Genomic DNA, 25,946 nt, shown 5'->3' with positions numbered 1-25,946 from the left:
TTTGCAACAGAGTGGTGGTAGGCGGACCGTAAGTTCGTTCGAACACGGACTGCAGGAAATTGCCGAAGCGCGAGCCCATGATTTCAGCCGCGCTGATCGCGTTCGCGGACCAGCAATACTGGAATACAGCTGATGACGGCTGCACCGATCAGGTAGTAAGCGATGGCCAGCTTGTCGCCGGTGAGGGCGATGAGCCAAGTGACGATGGCCGGCGTGAAGCCTCCAAACACCATGACGCCGATCGAGTAAGAAATTGCCACACCGGTGACACGGATACTGGTTGGAAACAGTTCGCCTAATACACCTGATGCACAGCTGGCATAACAGGCCAATAGCGCACCAATAGTGACCTGAACCACGATCAGTGAGGCCAGCGTCGGTACCTGAGTGAGCAGATCGAACAGGGGGTAGGCCAGTACCGCCGTGAGCAACGTACCGAACAGCATCGGCACCTTTTTGCCGATACGGTCGCTGAGCAGACCGACCATCGGACAGCAAGCCAGCATGGTGACACCATAGGCAATTTGACCAAGATAGCTTTCGCGCAGCGACAGATGCAGTTCGCGCACCGCGTAGGTGGAAAAGTAATTGGAGATGTAGGTGGCAATGGTCCAGAACAGCATCACCAGCACGCCCATCCCGATGGTCTTGTAGTGTCGCAACAGAGTGTAGCGCAGCACCGATTTTTGTGTCGACGGCTGTGCAGCATTGGCGAGGAACTCAGGAGTCTCATCGACTGTTCGTCGGATGTAGATGCCCACAGGCGCGATCAGCAAGCCGAATACAAAGGCCAGGCGCCAGGCGCCGCCAAAGATTTCTTCCTGGGTAAAGATGCTCGACAGCAGCAGGCCGATGAAGCCCGCAATTAATACCCCGCAGCCTTGCGACATTTGCTGGAATGCCGCGTAGAGCCCGCGTTTGCCAGGTGGTGCATTCTCATGCAGCATGGCCACCGCGCCACCGACTTCACCTCCGGCCGAGAATCCCTGTATCAACCGCCCGGCGACGACGATCAGCGGCGCTGTTAGACCAATACTGGCATAACCCGGACAGAAGGCGATCACGGCGGTCCCAAGTGCCATCAGCAGGATGGTCAGGCTCATGCCTTTCTTTCTGCCGACACGATCAGCATAGGTGCCGATCACCAGTGCGCCGATCGGACGCGCGATGAAACCAACCCCGAAGGTGGCGAAGGTCAGCATCAGTGCGATCGTGTCGGACGTGACGGCGAAAAAGGTCTTGGAAATTGGCACGGCAAAAATGCCATAGGCGATAAAGTCGTAAATTTCCAGTAGATTTCCCATGGTGGCACCAATGGCGGCGCGCCGGGCTTGGGACCGGCTGTCGGTAGCAGTGACTGTTTTACCTATCGTGTCGGTATTGGCGTTGATTGCTGCCTGATCCATGTCGGTGCTGCTGGAACTGGTGTTGATCATCTTTTTCTCCCTCCGTGAATTGCAGTTGAGTCGTAGTTGATTGGCAGCCACCGGAACGCATGGCAGACGATTGGGTGAGGGGAGTATATGAAATTCACATATACTTAACAAATATCTTATTAATATTTTTCTATACCCATAAAATATAGGTGATCACATGGAGATTCGGCATTTGCGTTACTTTTTTTCCGTCGCTACACACGGTAGCGTGGCTGAAGCATCGCGCCGGCTGAACATCGCGCAACCGGCGCTGAGCCGGCAGATTCAGGATCTGGAAGAGGAGTTGCGTGCCGCCCTGTTTATCCGTGGAGCCCGCGGTGTGACGCTGACGGCGGCGGGGCAGCAATTTTATAAAGACACCGAACGGTTATTGCAGGATCTTGACGCCGCCAAAGAGCGGGTATCGCGCGTAGTTACCGGTCAACTCGGTTCCTTACGTATCGGCATGACGCCTAACTACACCTGGCATCCGGCGTTACTCAAGCCGTTGCAAAAATATCGCCAGTCCCACCCCAGCGTGGCGTTGTTGCTGGAACCGGTGATGTCGGCCAGACAGTTGGACGACATTCGTGCAGGCACCCTCGACGGGGGTTTTCTTGCCTGGCGCAATCATGACTATGAACAGCTGCATGGCGTCCCCATGTTTAGCAACCGATTGTTATTAGCGGTACCGGCCAGCAGCAAAATGGCGCGCAAGCCACCAACACGACTCAAGGATCTACGCGACGAGCCCTGCATCTGGTTCCCACGTACACGTTCTCCCAGCTACTACGACTTCCTGATTCACCAATGTTTGGCGGCGGGTTTTTCACCAAAGCTAGTACAGATCGGCACCGATGTGTCGACGATCCTCGGTCTGGTGGCTGCGGGCATGGGCTATTCAATCGTTTCTGAAGCATCACGCTTCAACTGCCCGCGTGATGTTGTACTGCTCGAGCATGCCGATTTGTCGTCTGCGTACGACGTCGAATTTGTCTGGAGCGAGCAGTTTTTATCGCCTACGTTAGAACATTTCATCGCATTTATGCGTCAGCAAGTCAGTATATCCACCCCCGCGTAGTCAGGGTCGGCGCAGCATGCGGAGCAGCAGGGGACTCAGTATAGCTATGCCTTGCGAGTATTGATGTCACGCACAATAGTATTTTTCAGATTGGGGGTGGCATTGCTATATTCGATCTGCAAGAGACCTTCATCCAAGGACTCTTGGTACCGGGGCGGTCGTACAACGCAGCTGGTGCTGGCGGGATAGCCAGCAGCGCTGATGATCCATTGTGTGATGCAGACTCCGGTAATTGATGGTTCACCCGCTGGAATCACTATTGACGAGTCCCCTATGTTCACCCTGCGCAATATCCGTCTCAAGACCAAACTTCAATTCGCTCTGCTGGCTACGTGGTGCGGCATCATGATGATCGGCGCCGCGAGTGCCTATATCACCAAAGATTCATTGCTGGCTGAACGCAAGGCTGGTCTTGCGAATCTGGTAGACGCCGCCTCGACCGTGCTGAAACAGTTTCATGCACGCGCCGTGGCGGGCGAGTTAAGCGATGCGCAGGCGCGCAGTCAGGCCTTGCAGGCGATGTCCACGATGAAATACGGTGCTAACGGTTATATCACCGTCATCGACGACAAGCCCGTTGTACTGACTCATCCAGTGTTGCCAAAGTTGATCGGCCAGAACATGCATGACTACCATGATTCGGCCGGTCGCACGCTGTATCTGGACATGCTTGCTGCGGGAAATCCGGGCGGTGGTGGCTTTGTTGAATACATGGTGCGCGTGCCGAATGAGGATCAGCCACAGCCGAAAATCACCTATGTTGAAAGTTTTGCACCGTGGCATTGGTACGTGTCGTCCGGCACCTTGCTAAGCGACATTAACGAGGTGGTGTGGTCGCGTCTGCGTTTGTTATTGCTTGCACTGTTGATCATCGGTGGAGTATTGACGCTGTTATTTAACAAAATATTTGGTCGCGTGTTGCGCAGTATGGGTGGCGAGCCAGATTATGCGGCGTTGATTTCACGTGAGATTTCCACCGGCAATCTGACGGTAGAAGTGCGCGCCGACCATCAAGGCAGTATGCTGGCTGCGATGGAGCAGATGCGCCATTCCATCGTCAAGATGATTGCCGCATCACAGGAATGTGCGCGCAAAGTCACGATGCTCTCGGGTGAGATCGCCTGTGGCAACATGGATTTGTCAGTTCGTACGGAAAGGCAGGCTGCTTCTCTGCAGCAGACTTCTGCTGCGATGCAGGCGCTTACGCAGACCGTGCGCGAGACCTCCGAAAATGCCGCACACGCATCTCGTTACTCGGCCGAAGTCTCCAGCGTTGCACAGGACGGTGGGGCCATTGTGGAGGCGGTTGTCACCAATATGGACGGCATCGCCGAGAGCGCCGAAAAGATCAATGCTTTCGTTGACCTGATTCAGGACATTGCCGTGCAGACCAATATCCTTGCCATCAATGCCGCAATTGAAGCAGCTCGTGCTGGCACGCAAGGACGAGGCTTCGCTGTCGTGGCCCAAGAAGTACGTGCGCTCGCAGATCGCTCGGCGGATGCCGCCAAACAGATTCGGCAGTTGATTGATTCTTCCAAGGAAAAGGTTGCCTCAGGTGTGGAACTCGTAGACAACGCAGGCAAGATCATGAGTTCCGTCGTGGAGTCTGTGGGCCGAGTATCGGAGTTAATTTCTTCGATTGAAATGACCTCGGAAGGCCAATCGCGAAGTATTGAAGAGATCACCTTGGCGGTGGCCGAAATCAACGACATGGCGCAACACAACGCCGCACTGGTCGAGGAAGCAGCAGCCAGCTCGGCGTCGCTGGACAGCGAGTCCAAAATGCTAATCTCAACTATTGCCCATTTCAGGATTGCCGCCTGAGGTGGTGGGAGCATGACTTAAAACTGAATCTACCAAATTTTCGTACGATCGACTTGCTGCCATCATCAAGGCACGGCACAAGTGCCGTCGCACCGGCCCAACTCGGTGTGGCATGCCGCATGAGTCGCTGTGAGATCTACTGGGACAACGCCGCAATGGAAAGTTTCTTCTCTACGCTCAAGACTGTGCGTTTGAGCAAAAAGCATTACCGTACAAGAGATGACTTACGTGCCGACGTGTTCGACTACATGAAAAGGTTTTGCAAGCATGATCCATTTTCGAACTTCCAAAGCTCGCCGAAATGGCTGAGCCGCAGAGAGGGAGGCGGCTCAAGAAAGCAGTGGCGACAGGAAAACGCGTTTGGAGGACCGAGCAATGGCGACATGAAGAATTGCTGGGGCAATTACATGCGCTAGCTCCAATTCCAAGAAAATTAGAGAATTTCGTTCGGCCGGCATCTCGAAAATGGACAGTTGACCTAATTTTTTTTATCAGACGAAGTCAAACGCGCATATGACCGGCTGATACCCCATTTTCAACTGCAAGACGTCCTTGATGCTTTCATCTATATCGTAGTTTTTGATGATAATCCTCCTCCTTTTGTACGCCGACTTAATGACGCTGTAGAGAAGATTCGTAGGAGACATGTCCGGTGCCATTGCGAATGGGGGTTAGGGAGGGTTCAAATGGCATCTGTAAGCAATTGACTATTATGAAAAATATCTAATACCAAGTCAATTTTGGTTCATGGTGATTGTTCATGGACATAGTGCTAAAATCTTTCATCCCGGCGATAGGCACTTTCGTATCTTGGCGTCTATCCCTCATCGTGTCACCTTGTGACTTTGTGGATACCTAGAAGTATCAATATGTTTCCTCATGGTATCTGTTGGTTGGGTAATCATGCGCTCTGCGCTAGGCAAGCCGGGATTTGATGAGGAGGATGGTTATGAACAATAAACATCGCCTGGTCCTGGCAAGCATCGTGCTCGCAACCGAGATTTTTCGGTTTGCGACTAAGCTCGTTGTTCTGCTGGGCATGATTTACAACTATTGTTGGCCACATGCTTCCAACTTGGGAATCAAAATTCGAGCTTAAACCTGGTGTTTGGGTTTTTGTCCCGACAAGGGAATCCGTAGAGGAAGGAAATATAGTCAAGGGAGCGCTAAGCGATCGCTGGAAGCCACCCAAGAATTATTTTCACCTGCGTTCTGGAGGGCACGTCAAGGCATTGGAGCTGCATAGAAACAACACTGTCTTTGTCCATTTAGATATCCAAGATTTTTTCGGAAGCATAGGCAAGTCGCGCGTTACTAGGAACCTTAAGGGTTTTTTTAGCTACGAAGAGGCGCGAGCTATTGCCACGAAATCTACTGTCACGCACCCCGACAGCGGGTCTTTAATTCTTCCCTTTGGATTTGTCCAGTCGCCCATTCTGGCGTCTCTTTGCCTGGCAAAAAGCGCGCTGGGCCTCCATCTTCAAGCACTACCGCAAAAATATGCCGGCTTAGCTGTCAGTGTCTATGTGGATGACATTATTTTGTCCAGTCATTATGAAGCCGACCTGGTATCGGCCACGGCCGAATTGAAAGAAATTTCAGCGCGCTCTAGATTCATTTTGAATCCGAACAAAGAGCAAGGGCCAGCACACCGAATCACTGCATTTAATGTAGTTCTCTCCAATCTCCAGCTGGAGATTGAGCAGAATCGTTACGATAGATTTGTCGCGGCATTCAACAATTCAGAAAATGGCTCCCAGCGCGAAGGCATTTTCAGCTACGTGGCATCAATCAACATGGCTCAAGCAGTTCAGCTCGAACAAGCATACAAGGGAGAAAAGACGAAAGGGCCGACGATATGAACAAGAGACACTTAGAATGTTATCTATCAATCTTTTTTGGAGGCGGGATCTAAAGCTGTCAGCGCGACAAATATGAACAGTGATAACTTAGGTCGCCGTTTTACATAATGTAAATTATGCGAACTTACAGTGTAGGAGCAAGCTTGTAATGTCCGGCTCAAGCTATTGCATCTAATAAAGACTCAGCAAGACCGACGTGTCTCCATCGATCTTGCTTCGTTACCGATTACCAATGATTGATCAACTTTTATTGCTGCGTGAACCACGTACGGTAGCCAGCAGTAAGAATCCCGACACCAGATACAAGACCATCACGACATACAGGCCGTTGGCCTGCGAACCGGTGCGGCTCGTGATCCATGCCATCAGAATGGGAATCACCGAAGGTCCGAGAGCACCGACGCTGCTGACCATCGCAATCCCTCCGGCGGCGGTCTTTTTGGGTAGATATTCGCTGACGGCAGTAAAGAACAATGGCGTCTGCGACAATTTTCCGATCGACATCACGCAAAGGCCAGCCAATGACCACGCCAGATTTCCTAAAGAAAAAATGGTCATCAGGATGCCTGCCGCACCAAGGCCAGACGAGATAAAAAAGTGCCAGCGCCGCTCCACTCTTCGGTCCGAGCTGCGGCCAAGCAAGATCATGCCGACGATGCCGAAGGCCGAGGGAATCGTGGTCAGCAGGCCAATGGTGAGTACATCCGGGACGCCCCAGCTCTTGATGAGCATCGGCGTCCAGAAATTCATGCCATAGGTCGCACCAAGGAACATAAAATAAATGAGGGCCAGCAGATATATCTTGGGATCGCGCAACAGTGACTTGTATGACTTATCGTGGCGGGCTGCGGCGATGCCGTGCTGATCGTTGTCGAGGTGCTGCCGCAAGGTGCTTTTTTCAGCGGCAGAGAGCCAGGGAGCATCTTCAGGCTTGTCTTTCAACACCACGTAGACGATCACACCCAGCACAGTGGCCGGCAATCCCTGACTGACAAACAACCATTGCCAGCCTTGATGCTGCAAGAAGCCGTCCATGTACTTGAGCGTTGCGCCCGAGAGCGGGCCTGCCACCAGTTGCGCAATCGCTGTACCGGTCATGAAGATCGAGATCATCCGTGCACGCTTGGCAGCCGGAAACCAGTAGGTCAGATAGAGGATGATACCAGGGAAGAAACCCGCCTCGAAAACGCCTAGCAAGAAACGCAGCGTGTAAAACTGCCAGGGACTTTTTACATAGATCATGGCCGAAGCCAGTAGGCCCCAGCAAAACATGATGCGTAACAGAGTCTTCCGCGCACCGATTTTTTCCAGCAACAAATTGCTCGGCACTTCAAACATGAAATAGCCGACGAAAAACACACCGGCACCGAAAGCAAAGGCTTCATTGCTGAACGCCAGTGCTTTCTGCATCTGCAGTTGTGCGAAACCGATATTAATACGGTCCAGAAAAGCAACCACGTAACACAGGGTCAGCAAAGGCAGAATCCGCCAGGCAACTTTGGAAAAAATCGCTTCATCGGTACTGCTGAAGGTGGATGGGTGCTCCGTCAATTGGGCAATACTCAAGGTCTGTCTCCTCTTTATGATTTTTATTCGTTCTTTGCAAGGTGGAGCGCTTCCCTCCCCTATACACAATTCAACATCTGGAACTACACCCATACTGTAACGCTTTTAAAACGCCTAGCAGATGTATGAATTGGACTGCCAATTCAACAAAGGTCGGTTTTGATGCATCGACTTGACTGAGAAAGACACTTATTCCCTATCTGACGCAGCGACAAAAGTTCTTGTTTTTAAACTTGGAAGTTTAACTTGCAAGTTAAACTTCCAAGCTGTACTATAAATTCATGACTAAACATATCGATGCCCCTATTAATCTGGAAGGTACCGTCAGCGATCTGACCTTGGCTATTGGTCAATTGTTACGACGGCTACGCCAGGAGGTAGACCACGCCGGCCTGACCTGGTCACAGTCTTCAGCGCTTGCAAGACTAGATCGTGAAGGGGCAATGACTACCGCTGAGCTTGCGCGTCTGGAGTCGGTGAAACCGCAGTCCATGGGTGCCACACTTGCGGATCTTGAGCAAGACGGTCTGATAGAACGTCAACCGCACCCGAGCGATGGTCGTCAGATACTGCTTCTTTTGACTGACAAAGGCCGAGAGGTACGACGTCAACGCAACATCGCCAAGCAGCAATGGTTGCTGGCGGGAATAAGCAGGCTGGCTCCTGATGAACAACAGACCTTAATTGCGGCTACCGCGCTGCTCAAACGCCTGGGCGACGTCTAGCCGTTTCCATTTGCTTTAGCAGTCTGCCACTGCAGCCTGATGGCTGCGGCTTCCTCTCGCCTGAACTTTTGAAAGACGAATGCAATGCCAATTACGACACTAGACACGCGAACTGCACTGGTCGTCATTGACCTGCAACAAGGCATGACCTCGCTGACGCTGCTGCATCCATTGGGCGAGATCGTAGCGCGCTCATGCGCGCTGATCGAGGCCTTTCGTCGGCATACCTTGCCGGTGGTGCTGGTCAATGTGGAAGGCAAGCCTCCGGGACGCTCAGAACGAGGTTTCCGTATGCAGGTGCTGCCGGCGGATTTTGCCGAACTGTTGCCGGCATTGAACCAGCAACCGCAAGACCACATCGTCACCAAGCGCACTCCGGGGGCATTTACCAATACTGATCTGGAGTCTTATCTGAAGCGTCAGGGTATTACGCAGATCGTGTTGGTCGGCATCGCCACCAGCAACGGCGTGGAAGCGACTGCACGCCACGCCTACGAGTTGGGATTCAACGTCAGTTTCGCCATTGATGCAATTACCGATGGCGACGCGGAGGCACACGCCAATAGTGTGTCCCGCATTTTTCCAAAGCTGGGAGAGACAGGCCTTTCGGCGGCATTTATTACATTGTTGGATAACAAGGAGTAAGCATGGCATGGTCACATAATCTGGCGTATTTCTTTGGTGCAGCGTTTCTCGCCAACGCCATCCCCCATTTTGTCAGCGGCACGATGGGACGAGCCTTTCAGAGCCCCTTTGCAAAGCCGTCCGGTATAGGGCTTTCTTCAGCCAAAGTGAATGTACTGTGGGGTGGTGCCAATCTGGTTATTGCTTACCTGTTGCTGGTCAGGGTTGGCAATTTCGATCTGCATGCGGTCGATCAGGTGCTGTCAGCAGGATTGGGATTTTTGCTCATGGGCTGGATAGCGGCGCATCTGTTCGGACGTTTACATGGCGGAGATTTGTCCGGATCCTGAGTGATGGCGTTCACGATTTTCCGTTCGCTGCGGCTGTTCAATTTTCGCCTCTGGTCGGCGGGTGCGCTGGTGTCCAACATTGGCACGTGGATGCAACGCACGGCACAGGATTGGCTGGTGCTGACGCAACTCACGGAGCACAGCGCTACTGCTGTCGGCGTCACTATGGGCCTGCAGTTCGGGCCGCAGTTGCTGCTGCTGCCATGGAGCGGTTACGTGGCAGATCGTTTTGACCGGCGCAAACTACTGATCGCAACGCAACTCTCTATGTGCGTACTGTCTCTGGCATTGGGGTTATTGAGCGTCACAAGAGCAATCCGTTTATGGCAGGTCTATTTACTGACCTTCCTGTCCGGCTGTGTTTCAGCGATGGATGCACCTGCACGTCAGACCTTCGTCTCCGATCTGGTGGGCGAAATGGATCTCACCAATGCAGTGGCGCTCAATTCGATGTCTTTCAATATCGCTCGTATGCTGGGTCCGGCAATAGCGGGGTTGGTGATCGCTGCAGTCGGCTGCGGCTGGGCATTCTTGTCCAACGCGGCTTCATTTGCGGCAGTACTCGCCTCGTTACGGTTTCTGCGTCGGCAGGAGTTGCACCCAAGTATGCGTGCTGGACCTGGCCGCGGCAATCTGGCGGAAGGGTTTCGCTATGTGTGGTCACGTCCCGACTTGAAAGCGATCATGTGGATGCTGGCCCTGATCGGTACCTTCGGCTTGAATTTCCCGATTTTCATCTCAACCATGTCGGTCAAGGTATTTCATGGCGATGCCAGCCAGTACGGCGCACTGACTGGTACCATGGCCGTTGGCACAGTGCTTGGCGCGCTACTGGCCGCTGGTCGTGAGCGCCCGCATTTCGGACTGTTGTGGCTCGGCGCGAGCCTGTTTGGAAGCGGCTTTGTCTTGGCAATGCTCACGCCTGTCGCCTGGATGTTCGGTGTCACGCTAGTCATCATCGGTGTATCGGCGCTGACGTTTACCAACGCAACCAGCAGTCTGTTGCAACTATCGACCTCCCCGACAATGCGGGGGCGAGTGATGGCGCTGCGACTGGCAGTCGGCGTCGGTGCGACGCCGATCGGTGCGCCGTTGGTCGGCTGGGTGGCCGACACGCTGGGGCCACGTTGGGCCTTGAGTTTGGGCGCGGTATCCGGCTTTGCCGCTGCTGCGGTTGCGTTGAACTGTATTTTCAAATTCCCACACCTACGGCAACCGAACGCTTAGCGGGAGTAAGCAAGATGGATACCTTGAACCAAACCAATACTGTAGCGCGTTTAAACCGCCTTGATGAAATCAACAAAAGCACGCAGTGGTGGGGGCAGCAGACTGCGGCCCGGGTAGTAGAGAAAAGGTCCGGGGAAGGATGGCCACCAGGCTTCCAGAACAGGTTCGAGCATGCCTTTGTCGATCAGTGGACGTAACCAATCCTCAAACAGGTACACCATACCGCTGCCAGCGATGGCGGCGTCTACGGCCAAGTCTGCTGCCCCACCTAGTTGCACAATGAGCGGGCCTGAAGGTTCAATCTTGACGGCTTCGCCATCGCGCTCGAACTCCCAGGCCGGCATGGCGCCACTACTGAATCTGCCGCGCAGGCAAGCATGTTGAAGCAGTTCGCTGGGATGCGCAGGACGACCGTGGCGGTCCAGATACGCTGGCGAGGCGACTAAGGCAAACCGCTGCACGCGCGGCCCGATCGGTAAGGCGATCATGTCCAGCTCCAACCTTTCGCCGTAGCGGATTCCCGCGTCGCATCCGACGGCGAGGACGTCGATGAAGCTGTCATCGGCGAAAATTTCCATCTTGATATCGGGATATTCCGCCAGGAACGCCGGGACGACCTTGGGTAGGACCAACCGCACGGCGCTCACCGGGACATTCAGTCTGAGCGTGCCTGCCGGGCGATCGCGAAATCCATTGATCCCTTCAAGGGCGGCCTTGACCTCATTCAAGGCCGGTTCGAGCCGTTCAAGCAAGCGTTGCCCGGCCTCGGTCGCTACCACGCTGCGCGTGGTGCGATTGAGTAAGCGCACGCCAAGTTGGGTTTCCAGCCGGCGTATCGCTTCACTGAGTCCGGAAGCGCTACCCCCGCTGGCGCGTGCCGCATCACGAAAGCCCTTGGCGCGTGTGACGGCAAGGAAGGCCTTCAGGTCGTTCAGATCAGGTACCATTGTTCGCTTATTCGTACAAGGTGTGCAGATTGTGCTGGATTGTATCGCAAATGATCGACGCCTAGAATGAGCTCACCTTCATTTCTCAGGAGAATTTCAATATGTCCAGCAACAATGACACCCACACCTACGCGCTTGGTGACCGCATTGTGAACCGGCTTGGCTTTGGCGCCATGCAACTCGCAGGACCTGGCGTCTTTGGGCCACCAAAAGATCATCAGGCTGCTTTGACGGTGTTGCGTGAGGCCATCGCTGGCGGCGTGAACCATATCGACACCTCAGACTTTTATGGCCCGCACGTTACCAACCAGATCATCCGGGAAGCGCTACATCCCTACCCTGACAATTTGGTCATCACGACAAAGATTGGGGCAAGACGCGGTGCAGATGGATCCTGGATACCGGCGTTTTCGCGGGAAGAACTCAGTCAGGCAGTACACGATAACTTGCGCAACCTAGGTGTGGAGGCGCTTGACGTTGTCAATCTACGGTGCATGTTTGACCTCCATCACCCCGCAGAAGGCTCCATCGAGGCGCCGCTTAGTGTGCTGGCTGAGTTGCAGCGCAGCGGGCTGGTACGACATATCGGTTTGAGCAATGTGACGCCCACTCAGATTGAGGAAGGACGGCGTATCTGTGAAATCGTGTGCGTGCAAAACCTGTACAACCTGGCACATCGTGACGACGACAACTTGATTGATGATCTTGCCAGGCAAGGCATTGCGTATGTGCCCTTCTTTCCGCTCGGGGGATTCACGCCATTGCAATCATCGGCGCTGACCAGTGTTGCCCGCGAGCTTGGAGCGACTCCCATGCAAATCGCGCTGGCCTGGCTCCTTCAGCGTGCTCCCAATATCTTGCTCATTCCGGGTACCGCATCGGTAACACACCTCCACGAAAATCTGGCGGCAGCACAAATAAATCTGACTCCACAAGCGTTAGCTGAGTTGGACCAGATCTCGGGATAAAGAAGAACATGGCGATGCGCGTGACGATTCGCTTCGACAGGTATTTTCGATATACGCCAGCTTTATTATTGATGATTTTTGAATAGTCTAAACATTTTTACCTCGTTTATCTATTTTCGATTAACGAGCATCATGCTGACACCGCCAGGCAAAACGCTCACCGACGTGAACGGGCCTGGTGGTCTTCAACCAACCTCAAAGCGCTAATGAAGGAACGTCAAATGAGCAATATCAACCAGAAAGTAGCGATCGTCACTGGGTCTTCCCGTGGCATCGGCGCCGCCGTGGCACGGCGTCTTGCTGAGGAAGGGTTCGCTGTTGTCGTGAACTATGCCGGCAGTACCGCTGCTGCCCAAGAGGTTGTCCAGCAGATCACGCAAAACGGTGGCAAAGCACTGGCGGTACAAGGTGACGTGAGCAACCCGGATGCCGTGCGGGCACTATTCGATACGACTGAAAACACCTTCGGTGGTGTTGACGTGCTGGTCAATAATGCAGGCATCATGGTGACGACACCGCTCAGCGAAACCGATGATGCGGCCTTCGATCAGCAGATTGCGATTAATCTCAAGGGCAGTTTCAATACCATGCGCGAGGCAGCCAAACGCTTGCGTAACGGTGGCAGGATCATTAATTTTTCTTCAAGCGTGGTCGGCATGTTGCAACCCACCTATGGGGTTTATGCCGCAACCAAAGCCGGCGTCGAAGCATTAACGAGCATTTTGGCCAAGGAACTTCGCGGCCGCAACATTACGGTAAACGCAGTCGCACCCGGTCCAACGGCGACAGATCTCTTCTTCAACGGCAAGCCTCAGGAAGTCATTGACCGTCTGTCGAAGATGGCGCCGCTTGAGCGACTAGGACAGCCTGAAGATATTGCTGCCGTGGTCGCCTTCCTGACACAAGAGGATGGAAGCTGGATCAACGGTCAAGTGCTGCGGGCTAACGGCGGCATCATCTGATTTCCCAGGGGGCATCTAAAAATAATCAAGAATCCAGGTGCAATGTGCTCAGTTCCGAGCTCAAGCACACTTGATAAGCCGACAGCCCGAGAGGCGGGGGCAGCCTGACTTGCATGCAATGAAGGTTTGCCCTTACGTCACTTTCATGATTTTAATTCATTAGCGCATGCGCTTTTATGAGACTAATCAACTAATGCTCATTGGCGTACGATCTCACTTGCTCAATAGTGAAGCAGGAGATCAACATGCATGACGTCATCGTCGTCATTGGACCGGGATCCATTGGACAGGCAATTGCCCGTCGTGTCAGTACCGGCAAAAAAGTATTGCTGGCCGATATTCGCCAGGAAAATGCAGAGGCAGCAGCAGAAACTCTCGCTAACGCCGGTTTTGAGACCGCCGTGACAAGCGTCGATATCTCCTCCAGGGAATCCGTTGAGGCACTGGTACAGAAAGCAACATCCATGGGCCAGGTCTTCGGTGTCATTCATGCCGCCGGTGTTTCGCCATCGCAGGCTTCCCCACAAACCATCCTCAAGGTCGATCTCTATGGCACGGCCCTGATCCTCGAGGAATTCGGCAATGTCATCGCCAGGGGCGGGTCCTGTGTCGTGATCGCGTCACAATCAGGTCACCGGCTTGGTCCGTTGTCTATCGAGCAAAGCAAGGCGCTGGCGATGACACCAGCTGACGACCTTCTGGCGCTGCCTTTTCTGGCGCAGGATGCAGTCAACGACTCTCTGCATGCCTATCAGCTCTCCAAGCGGGGCAATGCGCTGCGGGTGATGGCCGAAGCAGTCCGTTGGGGCAAACGCGGTGCACGGGTCAACACCATTAGCCCGGGAATCATCATCACACCACTGGCCAACGACGAGTTGCGCGGCCCACGTGGCGATGGTTATCGCCGCATGATCGGGTTGAGTCCAGCCGGCCGCGCTGGTACGCCTGATGAGGTGGGCTCGGTAGCAGCCCTTCTCATGGGAACGGACGGCGCGTTCATCACCGGCAGTGATTTTCTGATGGATGGCGGCGTGACTTCTTCTTACTGGTTTGGCGAGCTTGCGCCGGAGCAATAATCGAATGTCATTTCACGACAACACATTGCTCAGGCTCTGGTCGCCCTCCTGTTATTGATCCCTCCCCGTATGCACAACAATGCGCCAATCGATGATTGGATGCCGCAGTAGCAACTTTCATGTCAACCTCCCCTGAATCAACCGTAACTGTCCTTGCCACAGACACCATCAACCAAAGCCGACGTCAAAGTTGGCTGACCTTGCTGATCCTGAGTGGATTAATGGCATTCGCCTCTATTTCCACCGACCTGTACTTGCCTGCGATGCCGACCATGCGCATCGCCTTGGGCGCAGCTCAGGGGACGATGGAGTGGACCATCTCTGGCTATCTGATCGGTTTCAGTCTGGGCCAGCTCGTCTGGGGGCCGGTCGGAGATCGCTATGGCAGACGCCTTCCGGTTGCCGCCGGTCTGGTACTTTTTATCATTGGTTCGGCGGGATGCGCTATTTCCTCTGATGTTGGTACCATGATCGGCTGGCGTGCGCTCCAGGCTGCCGGTGCCTGTGCCAGTGTGGTACTGGCACGCGCCATGGTGCGCGACCTGTATGCCGGCACGCAAGCTGCAAAGATGATGTCGACCTTGATGACAGTCATGGCAATTGCACCGCTGGTGGGGCCCAGTGTCGGTAGCCTGATTCTCCACGTCAGCTCATGGCGTAGCATCTTCTGGACCTTGGTGGCAGTGGGTTTTATCGCCCTGCTCGCGCTAACGCATTTACCGGAAACCCTTCCTGTTGAGCGCCGCAATCGGACCGCAGTACAAAAAGCGTTTTCTACCTATAGTCAATTGTTAAGTCACCGGCGACTGCTCGGGTACATCGGGTGTGGCGGCTTTTTTTATGGCGGATTGTATGCCTATGTGTCAGGTACACCTTTTGCCTATATCGCGTATTACCACGTGTCACCACAGGCCTATGGCCTTCTCTTTGCGTTTGGAACGATTGGCATTATGGTCACCAATCAGCTGAATTCGAGGCTGGTGAGCCATCTTGGCAGTGACCGTCTGATGTGCTACGGCAGTCATGCAGCCGCGGCCGCTGGGCTGCTGCTAGCCGTTACGGCGTATTTCAATATAGGTGGACTTGCCGGCCTGGTCGTGCCGCTATTCCTGTACGTTTCTGTTACCGGATTTATCGTTGCCAATGCTATCGCTGGCGCACTCAATCTCTCCCCGGCACATACTGGCGCCCTCTCGGCCCTCATTGGTGCGACTCAATACGGTACCGGCATTGCAGGGTCCGCGCTCGTGGGCGCTCTCACCAACGGTACACCTGTTCCGATGGCATGCATTATCGGTGTGTTCAGCATTGGTTGTGCTGGTTCTACTTACCTCACATCACCGCTTGCCAGAGCGACTATTCATTCCTGAATCTATCTGCCATTGTTGCCATGAGGAATCAATAACAACAATAGACGAGGCGAGATTAAGACGCTGAGCGGTGAATTAGCAATATTATTCAAAGCCTCTCATTGATTACCAATTGCTGTCGCATAATGTCAAAGATAAGATTTCGACCAGTAAATCAATCAATGTGCGCACATGCTTAATCAAAACATCAGCCGCGCTTATTCTCACAGAGTCACCACTATGCAAAGGCGAGTGGCATACCACAACGTCATGTTTAGATCGATATTGGGAGTGGTATTTTTTCTGTTGGGCGTTACCACTGCGTCTTGTTGGGGAAAAGAGGTTTCAGTTGCCATTTATAACAATCCACCCAAAATCTTTTTCGACAAAAATGGCGTAGCGACCGGCATTCATGTTGATCTGCTCCGCAAGATCGCCGAACTTGAGCACTGGAATCTTCGTTTTGTTACTTGCCAATGGCAGGCTTGCCTACACGCTGTAGAAACCGGTGAAATTGATCTTCTTCCTGATGTGGCATTTACGGATGAGCGCAGCTGGAAGTTTGATTTTCATAAAGTGCCGGCCCTGATTAGCTGGTCTATTCTCTATCGTAACAAACATGTTTCGATTAACTCCATTTTTGACCTCAAGGGAAAACGCATTGCCCTGCTCTCTGGCTCCGTTCAGTCTGACTACGTCAAGGAATTGCTAGAAAATTCAGATATCAGGGTGGAGTTTGTTCCTGTCAAAGACTTGGACGTCGGCTTTCAAATGGCGGCAGAGGCAAAGGTCGACGCCGTTATTGCCAGCCAGCAAGCTGGCGATATGCTTGCCGAGCGTCACGGCATATCAGACACACCGATTATTTTTCAGCCGGTGAAATTATTTTTTGTTACTAAAAAAGGACGGAACGCGGACCTGCTAGCAGCGATAGATAGCCACCTCTCCACCTGGCAAGAAGATCCTCAATCGATCTACTTCGAGATTTTACAAAAATGGGGGCGCGGCTCCCAATCCACACTATCCAAGATGGTTTTAGCGGGGCTGGTTGCCGCCATTGCCTTATTTTTGAGTGCGCTTACGATTGCCGCTTATCTGCGACGTCAGGTCGATATCCGCACTCGTGAACTTCGCAACAACGCAAAATCCTTACGTGTTGCCGCCACGGTATTTCAGTCCCACGAGGCGATGTGGGTGATGGGAGCAGATCAACGCATCCTCGATATCAATCGAGCGTTCACCCTGCTCACAGGCTATCAGTTGGCAGAGTTGATAGATAAACCGATGTTGCCATTTTGCCTGGGACATGACGAGAACGACTTTATTGGTCGCATGTGGCATATCGTGACAGAAACAGGCCAATGGGACGGCGAAGTACAAATCAAGAAAAAAAACGGCGAAATGTATACCGCGCGCTTAACCATGACGGCGGCTTACGATGACCTTGGCAACATTACTCACTATGTGGGCACCCAGACCGACATCACTGTTCAAAAGCAATTGCAGGCAGAGGCAATTCGTCTGGCCAACTATGACTCTTTAACAGGACTGCCTAATCGGCGCCTTTTGCTCGAGCACATTCAATCCTCAATCGTGACAAATACCGACAACGAAACGACATTCGCGTTACTCGTTGTTGATATCGACAATTTCAAAGACTTGAATGATTCGTTAGGGCATGACATCGGCGATCAGCTCCTGAAACAAGTCGCAAGCCGGTTAATCAGTCTCGCTGAATCGCTTGATAATGTTGCCCGCCTCGGCTCCGACGAATTCATCATTTTGTTGCAGGGCATTGAACGATCGAACGCTGATGCCGTCATCAAAAACTTTTCGCAGCGTGTTCTCGATACAGTGAATACCCGCTTTGATCTCACAGGAATCAGTTATCACGCAACTTGCTGTATCGGCATATCGCTGATGGACGAAGGTGGGTCGCCTCCGCAAGATATGCTGAGACGCGGTGATTTAGCGATGTATCAGGCGAAAAAAAATGGCAGAAACACCTATTGCTTATTCTCTGCTGAGATAGAGAATGCAATGAATTTCAGAACCGCTCTGGAGTTTGATTTACGCAAGGCGCTACAGCTACAAGAATTTTCCCTTCACTACCAACCGCAGGTCGATGTCAAGGGAAAGCTTCTTGGTGTTGAAGCCCTGTTGCGCTGGCAAAGCCCTGAGCGAGGAGTCGTTTATCCAGGTATATTCATTCCGGTCGCAGAAACATCGGGACTCATGTTTTCGCTAGGACAGTGGGTCTTGCGTCAAGCCTGCAAACAATCAGTTCAATGGCAAAACGAAAGACCCGGCAGGCCGATCAATATTGCGATCAACGTCAGCGCAATCCAGTTCCGACATCCCGAGTTCACCGAAAACGTTTCAATGATTATCAGGGAGACTGGCGCAAATCCCGAGCTTCTCAAACTTGAGCTTACCGAAACCATGATGGTGGACGATGTACAAGGCACCGTGCAAAAGATGCAAGCGCTCAAGCGCCTTGGCTTCTCTTTGTCGCTTGATGACTTTGGTACGGGATATTCATCGCTCTCCTTGCTTAAACGTCTGCCTATTGATCAGCTGAAAATTGATAAGTCATTTATCAAAGATCTGCTGGTTGACGCCAGTGACGTTGCCATCACCAAAAGTATCATAGCGCTAGGCTCCGCTTTGAACGTTGAGGTGATTGCGGAAGGCGTAGAAACGTTTGAAGTGAGAGACTTTCTTTCGACTGTCGGCTGCACGCAATATCAAGGTTATGCATTTGGGCGTCCTGCCCCTGCCGACCAACTACAGTATTAAAGGCTAACTGCTTATCGCGCTTCAGACGGGTTGAACTAATTGATAAGTTTATGGATCGTAGAACGACGCTAACAATCCCGCCCCCTGTCAGCATAAGCTAGCAATAGTGAATCTGGAATCACTGGTTCAGACCAACGATCGGTCTGGTATCGCCAGTGAACGGCAGCTCATGGATTTTCAGCCGCCTGAACCATATCGGACGATATGGTTTTTCCTTCACTAACGACATCGCCTATGAAACTAATACTCATTCTCACGGTTGTACTCCTCAGTGCTTGCAGCTCAACTTCATCACCCTCAACTCCCCCCCCTTTGGCTGTATCGCACTTGGCCGACAGAGGCTTTTATCAGGTAGACACTTCACATTACTCGGTCGCACAGAACGAAAGGGTCAGATTTCTGGTCCTGCATTACACCGCGCTTGATGATGCAGAATCACTCGATGTTCTGGCTCATGGAGCGGCCGCCAGCGTTCATTACCTGGTCAATACAACACCGCCCATCGAGGGCAGCAAGCCTGTGGTGCTAGGGCTGGTGCCGGAAGACAAACGTGCCTGGCATGCCGGTGTAAGTGATTGGAGTGGACGTACCAATATCAACGACACTTCTATCGGCATTGAAATAGTCAACCCCGGCTATACCGACGCAGCCGATGGCAGCCGTCGCTTTTATCCATTTCCGGATGCGCAAATTGATCTGGTTACGCGGCTGGCCAAGGATATTGTGGCACGGTACCAAATCGAACCATTCAATGTACTCGCTCATAGTGACATCTCGCCCTTGCGTAAAAGCGACCCAGGTCCGTTGTTCCCCTGGCACGATCTTTACAAGGAAGGCATAGGTGCATGGCCTGACGAAGCCACTGTGACAAAATATCTGGATGGTAGGGCTCCGACTGCACTCGCATCAGTCCGCGTCATCCAGACCGCACTCAATACCTACGGATATCAGATTCCGCAAACGGGCATACTCGATAAGGAAACGAAGGCCGTCATCAGTAAATTTCAAATGCATTTCCGTGCGGCTGACATCCGTGGTGAACCTGATGTTGAGACCGAGGCTATCGCACGCGCACTGGTCGAAAAATACCGGACGCCATCGTCTTAACCCCTTATCCTGAAATGAGCAAGTATCGGCGTCGATTACAGCGCTTTTCACCACATCGGCTCCCACACCTCTTGCAATCCGCCTGGCACTGAGGTCCAGCAAAACTGGACCTGCTCCAGGACGCATTGCAAAAGGTCAAACGGGCAATCGACGCTTACGCGGTTTGAATCAATTACTTCAATAGCGTCAGAACACTTTGTGGCGCGGTATTGGCTTGCGACAGCATGGCTGTACCTGCCTGTTGCAGAATCTGCGAACGTGTGAGATTTGCCGTTTCGGACGCGTAGTCGGTATCCATGATACGGCTGCGTGACGCAGTGATATTTTCACCTGCAATTTGCAGATTGCTGATCACGGCGCTGAAACGGTTTTGTACCGCACCAAACTCTGCTCGCTTGGAGGAAATCACATTAATGGCAGCATCCAGATTCTTGATCGCCTTTTGTGCCTCGCTTTGGGAATCCGGATCCGCAATGGCGCTATCGAGCAATAACTGAGCGCTAACGACCGATTGCTGTAACAGTGCAGCCGACGCTGCCAGCGCATTCGAAGTCAGACTGGAACCAGTAGCAAACAACTGATCGAGTGCTGCCTTGGCGGAGGTGTAGGTAATCTGTGCAGCATCCACCTTGGTGGTGTCGCCCAGGCCAATCAGGCCATGCGCACTGGTCCCGATGACCTTGGCAAGGGTTCCGTCGTTCGACAGATCCGCCAGAGAAACGCTAATCTGGTCGTTCAGTTTATTGTCTTCCACATTGGCGCCGACCTGGAACGTCAGCGTCAGCGATGCTGAAACGTTCTCCGAATCCGAACCAATTCCTGCGCTGGCACCAGAACTGATGCCGGTGAACAGGTTTTGCCCATTGAAAGATGTGCCATTGAGTACGCGGAAGACTTCCGCTGACAATTGCTTATATTCGTCATTGAGCGTCTTGCGATCTGCCGGGCCATTAGAGCCGTTGGATGCCTGTACCGCGAGCTCACGCATACGCTGCAGATTATCGGTCACGGTGCTCAGTGCACCTTCCGCTGTTTGGGCCAGGGAAATACCGTCGTTGGCATTACGTTGCGCGACCGTCAACCCTTTCACCTGCGCAGTCATACGATCAGAAATCGCCAGACCCGCTGCATCGTCCTTCGAGCTATTGACCCGCAAGCCCGATGACAACCGCTGAATCGACGTATTCAGCGACGATTCCGATGTATTGAGGTTACGTTGCGTGTTGACCGACGCGATATTGGTGTTAATTACTGACGCCATGTTCATTTCCCCCGGAGGTAAGACCGTTAAGTCTCAATTCAGCACCATATTTAGTAATTGCTGGCGTAGTGTAACGCTCCTTTTATATCGGCCTAATCGAGAATAAGAGGGTTTTCATACCGCATTAAGTGATAATGTAAGGAATTCTAGACAACAGCTTAGGCCGTATTGACGTGCCGTAGTACACACTTTTCATCCCTTTTTGCCTGGTTTAAGACTCATTCCGAATACTTGTATTTGAAATGCCTGTTTATCAATTTCAGCTCTTGTTCCAGACCGGCAGCGCTTTCCCTGCTAATTCAGGTCCAAAGTATCGCCACTGAATCAGCAGGCTAATAGAGACCGAAACAGGCTTTCCAGATAGAAATAGTGTCAAAAAGAAATTAATATCAAACAAAACATACCCGTTCGGATGTACACTTCCCGAACGTGATTGATTCTTTTTCACTATTTATGCCGCAACTCAATCAACTCTCGACACGCAACTTCAAATCCCAGCTGATGCTGGTGTTTGGTGGTCTGGTGACGATCTGGCTCGTGGTCGTGGGTGGCTATTTTGTCCAGAAAAACACCGATGCCGTTGCCACGAATGGTGGCGACGCCGTGCATGCAACGGCAATCGCTACTGCCCAGTTACTCTCGACAGAAGTACGTGAACGGTCGCAGGAAATCGATCTACTCGCAAAGTCATTCCTGTTCACCGAAACTGACCTGAGCAATTACAAAATCAGAGAAGCACTGGAATCCCGACAAAAAGTGCACGGTGAATATCTTTGGATTGGCGTTGCCAGTCTCTCGGGCAAGGTGCTACAGGCAACCAACGGCGTTCTGGTCGGCGAAGCAATTGAATCACGGCCCTGGTTCAGGGCTGGTCAGCAAGGCTCTTACGCTGGCGATATCCATGAAGCCGTTGCGCTCGCCAAGCACCTGCAACAAATCAAGCCGAACCAGCCGCTACGCTTCATCGACTTTGCCGCCCCATTATTCGATAGCCACGGTAATTTGCAAGGTGTGCTCGCGGCTCACACATCCTGGGATTGGGTCACCGATATGGTGGTCAACAAAGTACAAGAGCCGCTAGCCAATCGTGCCTCAGAAATCCTGATCCTTAACCGCCATGGCGAGGTGCTGTACCCTTTCGACAAGATTGGCACGACGCATCTTCCTGCGGGCATCGTGCCATCACGCCCCTACCAGGTGCTGTCATGGCCGGACGAAGGCCGTTTTTTGACGAGTGTGGTGCCAGTCAACAATATTGCCCAGCTCAATCTCAACTGGCAGGTGGTGGTCCGTGAACCGGTTGATACAGCGCTCCTTCCGGTGCGCCAGCTCCGCGAGAAGTTGCTGGCAATCGGTGTACTATCGATCTTGTTGTTCGTCGCTGTCGCCTACTATTTTGCAGCTAGAACCAGCCAGCCGATTGAAGCGCTGGCAGCTGCTGCCACCCGAGTACTGAGCAGGGAACGCAATATTGAGTTCCCCAAGGTGACGTCGGGCACCTCTTCCGAGGTTGCACAATTGTGTACCTCCTTTCATCGGATGACCGAATCCCTGCTAGCACGGGAGCAGGAACTGAACGAACTCAATGCCTCGCTCGAACAGCAGGTTGCCGAACGCACAGCCGAGCTGACCCGCGCCAACGAGCGGCTATCCATATTGGCGACCCATGATGGACTGACCGGTATCGCCAACCGCCGTCATTTTGAGGATCGTTTATCGCTTGCCTTTCAGTTGAGCCGCCGGACGATGGATGAATACACGGTGATGATGGTCGACGCTGACCATTTCAAGCGCATCAATGACACCCATGGACACGACATCGGTGATGCTGTCCTGCGACAGCTGGCCCATATCCTCAAGTCTCAGGTGCGTGTGACCGATCTCGTCGCACGCTATGGCGGTGAAGAGTTCATCGTGCTGCTCAACGACAGCGGCAACAACGATGCCGATGCTGACGCTGACGCTGACGCGCTACAGGTGGCTAGCAAGATCCGGGCGGCCATCGAAGTAGCGAACTTCCCGCAGGTCGGACAGGTCACCGTCAGTATCGGACTGGCCCGCTCGACTGCCACCGACTCTTCCAAGGAACAGGCGCTTAAACGAGCGGACGAAGCGCTATACAAGGCCAAAAATAAGGGACGAAATCGGGTCGTCTATCAGTAAAAAGGCCATCCCTGAACACGTCACAGATGGCCTTGCCGGCACTGCATTCTCAAGAGCCGATTGAGTTAGTTCAGACTGTCAGTGGAAACAAATGATTAGCGATCACCAGTATCGCCAGCAGCACGATGCCAGTCACCAGGCTGCCGACGATCAATTTTTTCTCGATCGGCAGCAGCGGTTCAACCGCACCACCACTCACCAGTTCTTGTTTCAGGTCTTGTTCGGACATTGCACACTCCTTAAATAAATGTTGACGATGGACTTCTCACCGTTGAGTTGATTAACCAGCCAGCGGTGGTTTCACACCGCTAAAGAAGATCCATGACACCAGCAGACCGACCCAGATGACGAAGCCGAACAGGCTCACCACATAGACCGCTACCAGCTTGCCCAGCCCCTCTTCCCATAGCTTGCGGAAATTCGACAGCACCCCGATCGAGAAGAAAGTCAGGATGAAGAAGATCACCCGGAAGGTATTGGCCACGCCGACCGACGGCGTCAGCTTGGCCAGTGTCTCCGGCGAGCTGGTCGTGGCGAGGTAAAAACCAATCAGGAACGTCACCAGGAAGCCGATGATGAACTTGGGAAAGCGCTCCCAGATCTCCGAAGCCTTGGCTTTTCCGCCTGCCTTGACGTTAATGTGGTTGGTCCAGATATACGCCAGGACAAAGCTCCACACGCCGATGAAGACGTCGATGAACACCTTCACTGTGGCAGTCGTACCAAGAATCCAGCCAGCCTGATAGTGAATGCCTTCTGCTGCATTCTTTGCCTGAATGAGTGCCTCGGTGATACCACCGGCAGCCACAGCGGCACCGTCAGTCTTGACCGCCAGCCCCAGCCATGCAGCCGCAACCAAAGGCTCATGCGAGAGGAAGGTTTGCGCCACAAAGGGCAGGATCAACACTTCCACTACCGCAAAAATCACCACCAGTGACGATACCAGTACCGGTACCGCAGGACGGGAGCGAATTGCACCACCGGTCGAGATAGCTGCAGCAACACCGCAAATCGAGATACCGGATGCCAATGGCACCGCCCATTCACGATTGAAGCCAAACCACTTGCGCGCCACAAAATACACTACCGCCCAGTAGATCAGATAAGCCTCAACAATCGCTGCCAGACCCCGCAGCAGCACCGAAGTTGCCAGCGACAGCTTGCCCGCGATGGTGACGGCAATAAAGCCACCCAGAATCACAATCGCGATTTTGATGTAGAGCTCTGGACGAATCGCTTCCTTGAGCCAGTCGGCAAAGCGCGGAAAAAAATTGCTAATGATCAGACCAATCAGCAAGGCCACCACAAAGCCCCCCTCATTGGTCAGCCGTAACGACCAGTCAATACCGAACTTGGTCAGATCGGCCGGTGTTACTGCTGCCAGCCGCGCATAGTTACCGATAAACCAGCTCAGATAGGCGAGTGCAAACACCACCGTGAAGGAGGCTGCAAAACGCCGCACATTGAGCTTGAGCAGCGAGGCACTTACCGACAGTACCAGCAGAAGTGCCACATAAGTCGCCAGCAACGCACCAGCACCGCCCAATGCGGCATAGGACTTGGCAGTGGGTGCCAGTGCACCGACCGGGTCATGCCAGACCGAGGTCGTGACGACCCAGCCCAACAGGTTGTTGCTGCCCAATCCAGTCAGGGCCAGCACGAAGATCAGCAGCCCGATGATCAGCGCCAGCCAGTCTTCATTGAAGCTGGCATGCTCACCGACCTGTGAGTTGACTGCATTGGCAATCGTTGCATTCGACATAGGACAAACACCTCCGGGTTATCCGGTGCGGTCGGTCAGCTCACGCTGACTCGCCCCACCGTTGTTTGACATGAAACCAACAGGAAACACAGCCTGAAAAATACAACGCCCGCTAGTGGTCGAAAACGAATCGATTTGCATATCGATATATCAGCTTTTACTGCTCGAATAAGTTGGCTTGTCTTATGCGTTTTTCTTCTAAGGTCACTAGCTTTTATTCGTTCGTTTTCGATAAACACGGTTTTATAGTCAGCACATGGATTGCCGTCTATAGCCACCAAAATCCGTGAATTACCCAATCGCCAATAGCCAATACCCAGTGCCATCTGATCGTCAAAGGAGAGTTTTTCATGTCGTCCGCATCCCTCGCCTCGGTGGCGAGCACTCAGCCAACTATCAATGTTTTACCGGTCGAACTGCACGCTGCCCGCGAGCAGGCACAGACCTCCAATCTCCCGTTTGCAGGCAGTGTCTCGCCCCAAACCGCCTGGGATCTGTTTTCTACCGGGCAAGTATTGCTGGTTGATGTACGTACCGCCGAGGAGCGCAAGTTTGTCGGCCATATCCCCAATAGCCTGCATGTAGCCTGGGCAACCGGCACCTCGCTGTCGCGCAACCCGCGTTTCGTACGCGAACTGGAAAGCAAAATTGGCGGCAAAGAAGTGCCCGCGCTATTGCTGTGCCGCAGTGGCAAACGCTCGGCCGCTGCTGCCGAAGCCGCCGCCAAGGCCGGACTGACCTGTATCTTCAACATCAGTGAAGGTTTCGAGGGTGAGATTGATGCTCATGGGCAACGTGGCAAGTCCGATGGGTGGCGTTTCCATGGGCTGCCATGGGTGCAGGACTGATCACGTTTCCCAATTCACGTTTCATGA

At 53.1% G+C, this 25,946-nt stretch carries 21 protein-coding genes and 1 pseudogene; 16 read left to right on the top strand and 6 right to left on the bottom strand.

The window, feature by feature from the left end:
- Window positions 1–83: 83 nt before the first annotated feature.
- The gene (locus FHW66_RS12315; RefSeq protein ID WP_255458943.1) at window positions 84–1,436 is read right to left on the bottom strand and encodes an MFS transporter; all 1,353 of its coding nucleotides are present in this window, start codon (window positions 1,434–1,436) and stop codon (window positions 84–86) included.
- A gap of 157 nt (window positions 1,437–1,593) precedes the next feature.
- On the opposite strand from FHW66_RS12315, the gene FHW66_RS12310 reads away from it, so the two are divergent.
- The 4 genes and pseudogenes from FHW66_RS12310 to FHW66_RS12300 all read left to right on the top strand — a co-directional run bounded on the left by FHW66_RS12310 (window position 1,594) and on the right by FHW66_RS12300 (window position 6,185).
- On the top strand, window positions 1,594–2,496 hold the full coding sequence (locus FHW66_RS12310; RefSeq protein WP_183380090.1) for a LysR family transcriptional regulator: 903 nt from the start codon (window positions 1,594–1,596) through the stop codon (window positions 2,494–2,496).
- A gap of 273 nt (window positions 2,497–2,769) precedes the next feature.
- Complete coding sequence (locus FHW66_RS12305) at window positions 2,770–4,323, top strand: methyl-accepting chemotaxis protein (RefSeq protein WP_183380089.1); 1,554 nt, start codon at window positions 2,770–2,772, stop codon at window positions 4,321–4,323.
- Window positions 4,324–4,421: 98 nt separating this feature from the next.
- A pseudogene (locus FHW66_RS20945) lies at window positions 4,422–4,583 on the top strand (IS3 family transposase); the annotation flags it as partial.
- Window positions 4,584–5,387: 804 nt separating this feature from the next.
- The gene (locus FHW66_RS12300; protein ID WP_183380088.1) at window positions 5,388–6,185 is read left to right on the top strand and encodes a reverse transcriptase domain-containing protein; all 798 of its coding nucleotides are present in this window, start codon (window positions 5,388–5,390) and stop codon (window positions 6,183–6,185) included.
- A gap of 240 nt (window positions 6,186–6,425) precedes the next feature.
- On the opposite strand, the gene FHW66_RS12295 is transcribed toward FHW66_RS12300, so the two are convergent.
- A complete protein-coding gene (locus FHW66_RS12295; protein WP_221196990.1) occupies window positions 6,426–7,751 on the bottom strand; it encodes an MFS transporter in 1,326 nt (441 codons plus the stop codon).
- Window positions 7,752–8,032: 281 nt separating this feature from the next.
- Here FHW66_RS12295 and FHW66_RS12290 point away from each other — a divergent pair, with 281 nt between their 5' ends.
- The 4 genes from FHW66_RS12290 to FHW66_RS12275 all read left to right on the top strand — a co-directional run bounded on the left by FHW66_RS12290 (window position 8,033) and on the right by FHW66_RS12275 (window position 10,677).
- Entirely contained in the window at window positions 8,033–8,476 is a 444-nt protein-coding gene (locus tag FHW66_RS12290; protein ID WP_183380086.1) for a MarR family winged helix-turn-helix transcriptional regulator, read from the top strand.
- 84 nt (window positions 8,477–8,560) lie between these two features.
- On the top strand, window positions 8,561–9,121 hold the full coding sequence (locus FHW66_RS12285) for a cysteine hydrolase family protein (protein WP_183380085.1): 561 nt from the start codon (window positions 8,561–8,563) through the stop codon (window positions 9,119–9,121).
- Window positions 9,122–9,123: 2 nt separating this feature from the next.
- A complete protein-coding gene (locus tag FHW66_RS12280) occupies window positions 9,124–9,450 on the top strand; it encodes a hypothetical protein (protein ID WP_183380084.1) in 327 nt (108 codons plus the stop codon).
- 3 nt (window positions 9,451–9,453) lie between these two features.
- A complete protein-coding gene (locus FHW66_RS12275) occupies window positions 9,454–10,677 on the top strand; it encodes an MFS transporter (protein WP_183380083.1) in 1,224 nt (407 codons plus the stop codon).
- 50 nt (window positions 10,678–10,727) lie between these two features.
- Here FHW66_RS12275 and FHW66_RS12270 read toward each other — a convergent pair whose 3' ends face one another.
- Window positions 10,728–11,624, bottom strand: a complete 897-nt coding sequence (locus tag FHW66_RS12270) for a LysR family transcriptional regulator (protein ID WP_183380082.1) — start codon at window positions 11,622–11,624, stop codon at window positions 10,728–10,730.
- A gap of 101 nt (window positions 11,625–11,725) precedes the next feature.
- Here FHW66_RS12270 and FHW66_RS12265 point away from each other — a divergent pair, with 101 nt between their 5' ends.
- From FHW66_RS12265 to FHW66_RS12240, 6 genes are all read left to right on the top strand, one after another.
- Window positions 11,726–12,592: an aldo/keto reductase family oxidoreductase gene (locus FHW66_RS12265; protein WP_183380081.1), complete on the top strand. Its 867-nt coding sequence runs from the start codon at window positions 11,726–11,728 to the stop codon at window positions 12,590–12,592.
- A 221-nt stretch (window positions 12,593–12,813) separates the two neighbouring features.
- Window positions 12,814–13,554, top strand: coding sequence for an SDR family oxidoreductase (locus FHW66_RS12260; protein ID WP_183380080.1), 741 nt, complete (start codon window positions 12,814–12,816; stop codon window positions 13,552–13,554).
- Between the two features lie 245 nt (window positions 13,555–13,799).
- Window positions 13,800–14,630, top strand: coding sequence for an SDR family oxidoreductase (locus FHW66_RS12255; protein ID WP_183380079.1), 831 nt, complete (start codon window positions 13,800–13,802; stop codon window positions 14,628–14,630).
- Window positions 14,631–14,749: 119 nt separating this feature from the next.
- Window positions 14,750–16,000, top strand: a complete 1,251-nt coding sequence (locus FHW66_RS12250; protein WP_183380078.1) for a multidrug effflux MFS transporter — start codon at window positions 14,750–14,752, stop codon at window positions 15,998–16,000.
- A 171-nt stretch (window positions 16,001–16,171) separates the two neighbouring features.
- Window positions 16,172–18,778 carry an EAL domain-containing protein gene (locus tag FHW66_RS12245; protein WP_183380077.1) on the top strand — a complete coding sequence of 869 codons (2,607 nt, stop codon included), beginning with the start codon at window positions 16,172–16,174 and terminating at the stop codon, window positions 18,776–18,778.
- Between the two features lie 327 nt (window positions 18,779–19,105).
- Entirely contained in the window at window positions 19,106–19,885 is a 780-nt protein-coding gene (locus FHW66_RS12240) for an N-acetylmuramoyl-L-alanine amidase (protein WP_255458942.1), read from the top strand.
- Between the two features lie 172 nt (window positions 19,886–20,057).
- Here FHW66_RS12240 and FHW66_RS12235 read toward each other — a convergent pair whose 3' ends face one another.
- On the bottom strand, window positions 20,058–21,146 hold the full coding sequence (locus FHW66_RS12235) for a flagellin (protein ID WP_183380075.1): 1,089 nt from the start codon (window positions 21,144–21,146) through the stop codon (window positions 20,058–20,060).
- A gap of 453 nt (window positions 21,147–21,599) precedes the next feature.
- Here FHW66_RS12235 and FHW66_RS12230 point away from each other — a divergent pair, with 453 nt between their 5' ends.
- The gene (locus FHW66_RS12230) at window positions 21,600–23,309 is read left to right on the top strand and encodes a sensor domain-containing diguanylate cyclase (RefSeq protein WP_183380074.1); all 1,710 of its coding nucleotides are present in this window, start codon (window positions 21,600–21,602) and stop codon (window positions 23,307–23,309) included.
- Between the two features lie 70 nt (window positions 23,310–23,379).
- On the opposite strand, the gene FHW66_RS12225 is transcribed toward FHW66_RS12230, so the two are convergent.
- Together FHW66_RS12225 and FHW66_RS12220 are read right to left on the bottom strand one after the other, a co-directional pair.
- A complete protein-coding gene (locus tag FHW66_RS12225) occupies window positions 23,380–23,538 on the bottom strand; it encodes a hypothetical protein (RefSeq protein WP_183380073.1) in 159 nt (52 codons plus the stop codon).
- 51 nt (window positions 23,539–23,589) lie between these two features.
- Complete coding sequence (locus FHW66_RS12220; protein WP_183380072.1) at window positions 23,590–25,071, bottom strand: putative sulfate exporter family transporter; 1,482 nt, start codon at window positions 25,069–25,071, stop codon at window positions 23,590–23,592.
- Window positions 25,072–25,421: 350 nt separating this feature from the next.
- On the opposite strand from FHW66_RS12220, the gene FHW66_RS12215 reads away from it, so the two are divergent.
- Window positions 25,422–25,919 (top strand): rhodanese-like domain-containing protein, encoded by a 498-nt coding sequence (locus FHW66_RS12215; protein ID WP_183380071.1) that lies wholly within the window; start codon window positions 25,422–25,424, stop codon window positions 25,917–25,919.
- The last annotated feature ends 27 nt before the right edge of the window (window positions 25,920–25,946 follow it).

It is taken from the genome of Herbaspirillum sp. Sphag64 (genome assembly GCF_014192645.1).
Classification (GTDB): domain Bacteria; phylum Pseudomonadota; class Gammaproteobacteria; order Burkholderiales; family Burkholderiaceae_D; genus Herbaspirillum.
Note: the sequence above shows the minus strand (reverse complement) of the source record. Positions and strands in the feature narration are given on the sequence as shown.

Excerpts from the sequence above, each read along its gene's own strand:
- FHW66_RS12265 (WP_183380081.1), top strand. The coding sequence starts at position 11,726 with ATGTCCAGCAACAATGACACCCACACCTACGCGCTTGGTGACCGCATT.
- FHW66_RS12220 (WP_183380072.1), bottom strand. The coding sequence starts at position 25,071 with ATGTCGAATGCAACGATTGCCAATGCAGTCAACTCACAGGTCGGTGAG.
- FHW66_RS12260 (WP_183380080.1), top strand. The coding sequence starts at position 12,814 with ATGAGCAATATCAACCAGAAAGTAGCGATCGTCACTGGGTCTTCCCGT.
- FHW66_RS12310 (WP_183380090.1), top strand. The coding sequence starts at position 1,594 with ATGGAGATTCGGCATTTGCGTTACTTTTTTTCCGTCGCTACACACGGT.
- FHW66_RS12250 (WP_183380078.1), top strand. The coding sequence starts at position 14,750 with ATGTCAACCTCCCCTGAATCAACCGTAACTGTCCTTGCCACAGACACC.
- FHW66_RS12300 (WP_183380088.1), top strand. The coding sequence starts at position 5,388 with ATGCTTCCAACTTGGGAATCAAAATTCGAGCTTAAACCTGGTGTTTGG.
- FHW66_RS12255 (WP_183380079.1), top strand. The coding sequence starts at position 13,800 with ATGCATGACGTCATCGTCGTCATTGGACCGGGATCCATTGGACAGGCA.
- FHW66_RS12270 (WP_183380082.1), bottom strand. The coding sequence starts at position 11,624 with ATGGTACCTGATCTGAACGACCTGAAGGCCTTCCTTGCCGTCACACGC.
- FHW66_RS12215 (WP_183380071.1), top strand. The coding sequence starts at position 25,422 with ATGTCGTCCGCATCCCTCGCCTCGGTGGCGAGCACTCAGCCAACTATC.
- FHW66_RS12230 (WP_183380074.1), top strand. The coding sequence starts at position 21,600 with ATGCCGCAACTCAATCAACTCTCGACACGCAACTTCAAATCCCAGCTG.
- FHW66_RS12225 (WP_183380073.1), bottom strand. The coding sequence starts at position 23,538 with ATGTCCGAACAAGACCTGAAACAAGAACTGGTGAGTGGTGGTGCGGTT.
- FHW66_RS12315 (WP_255458943.1), bottom strand. The coding sequence starts at position 1,436 with ATGATCAACACCAGTTCCAGCAGCACCGACATGGATCAGGCAGCAATC.
- FHW66_RS12245 (WP_183380077.1), top strand. The coding sequence starts at position 16,172 with ATGCTTAATCAAAACATCAGCCGCGCTTATTCTCACAGAGTCACCACT.
- FHW66_RS12235 (WP_183380075.1), bottom strand. The coding sequence starts at position 21,146 with ATGGCGTCAGTAATTAACACCAATATCGCGTCGGTCAACACGCAACGT.
- FHW66_RS12280 (WP_183380084.1), top strand. The coding sequence starts at position 9,124 with ATGGCATGGTCACATAATCTGGCGTATTTCTTTGGTGCAGCGTTTCTC.
- FHW66_RS12305 (WP_183380089.1), top strand. The coding sequence starts at position 2,770 with ATGTTCACCCTGCGCAATATCCGTCTCAAGACCAAACTTCAATTCGCT.
- FHW66_RS12275 (WP_183380083.1), top strand. The coding sequence starts at position 9,454 with ATGGCGTTCACGATTTTCCGTTCGCTGCGGCTGTTCAATTTTCGCCTC.
- FHW66_RS12285 (WP_183380085.1), top strand. The coding sequence starts at position 8,561 with ATGCCAATTACGACACTAGACACGCGAACTGCACTGGTCGTCATTGAC.
- FHW66_RS12290 (WP_183380086.1), top strand. The coding sequence starts at position 8,033 with ATGACTAAACATATCGATGCCCCTATTAATCTGGAAGGTACCGTCAGC.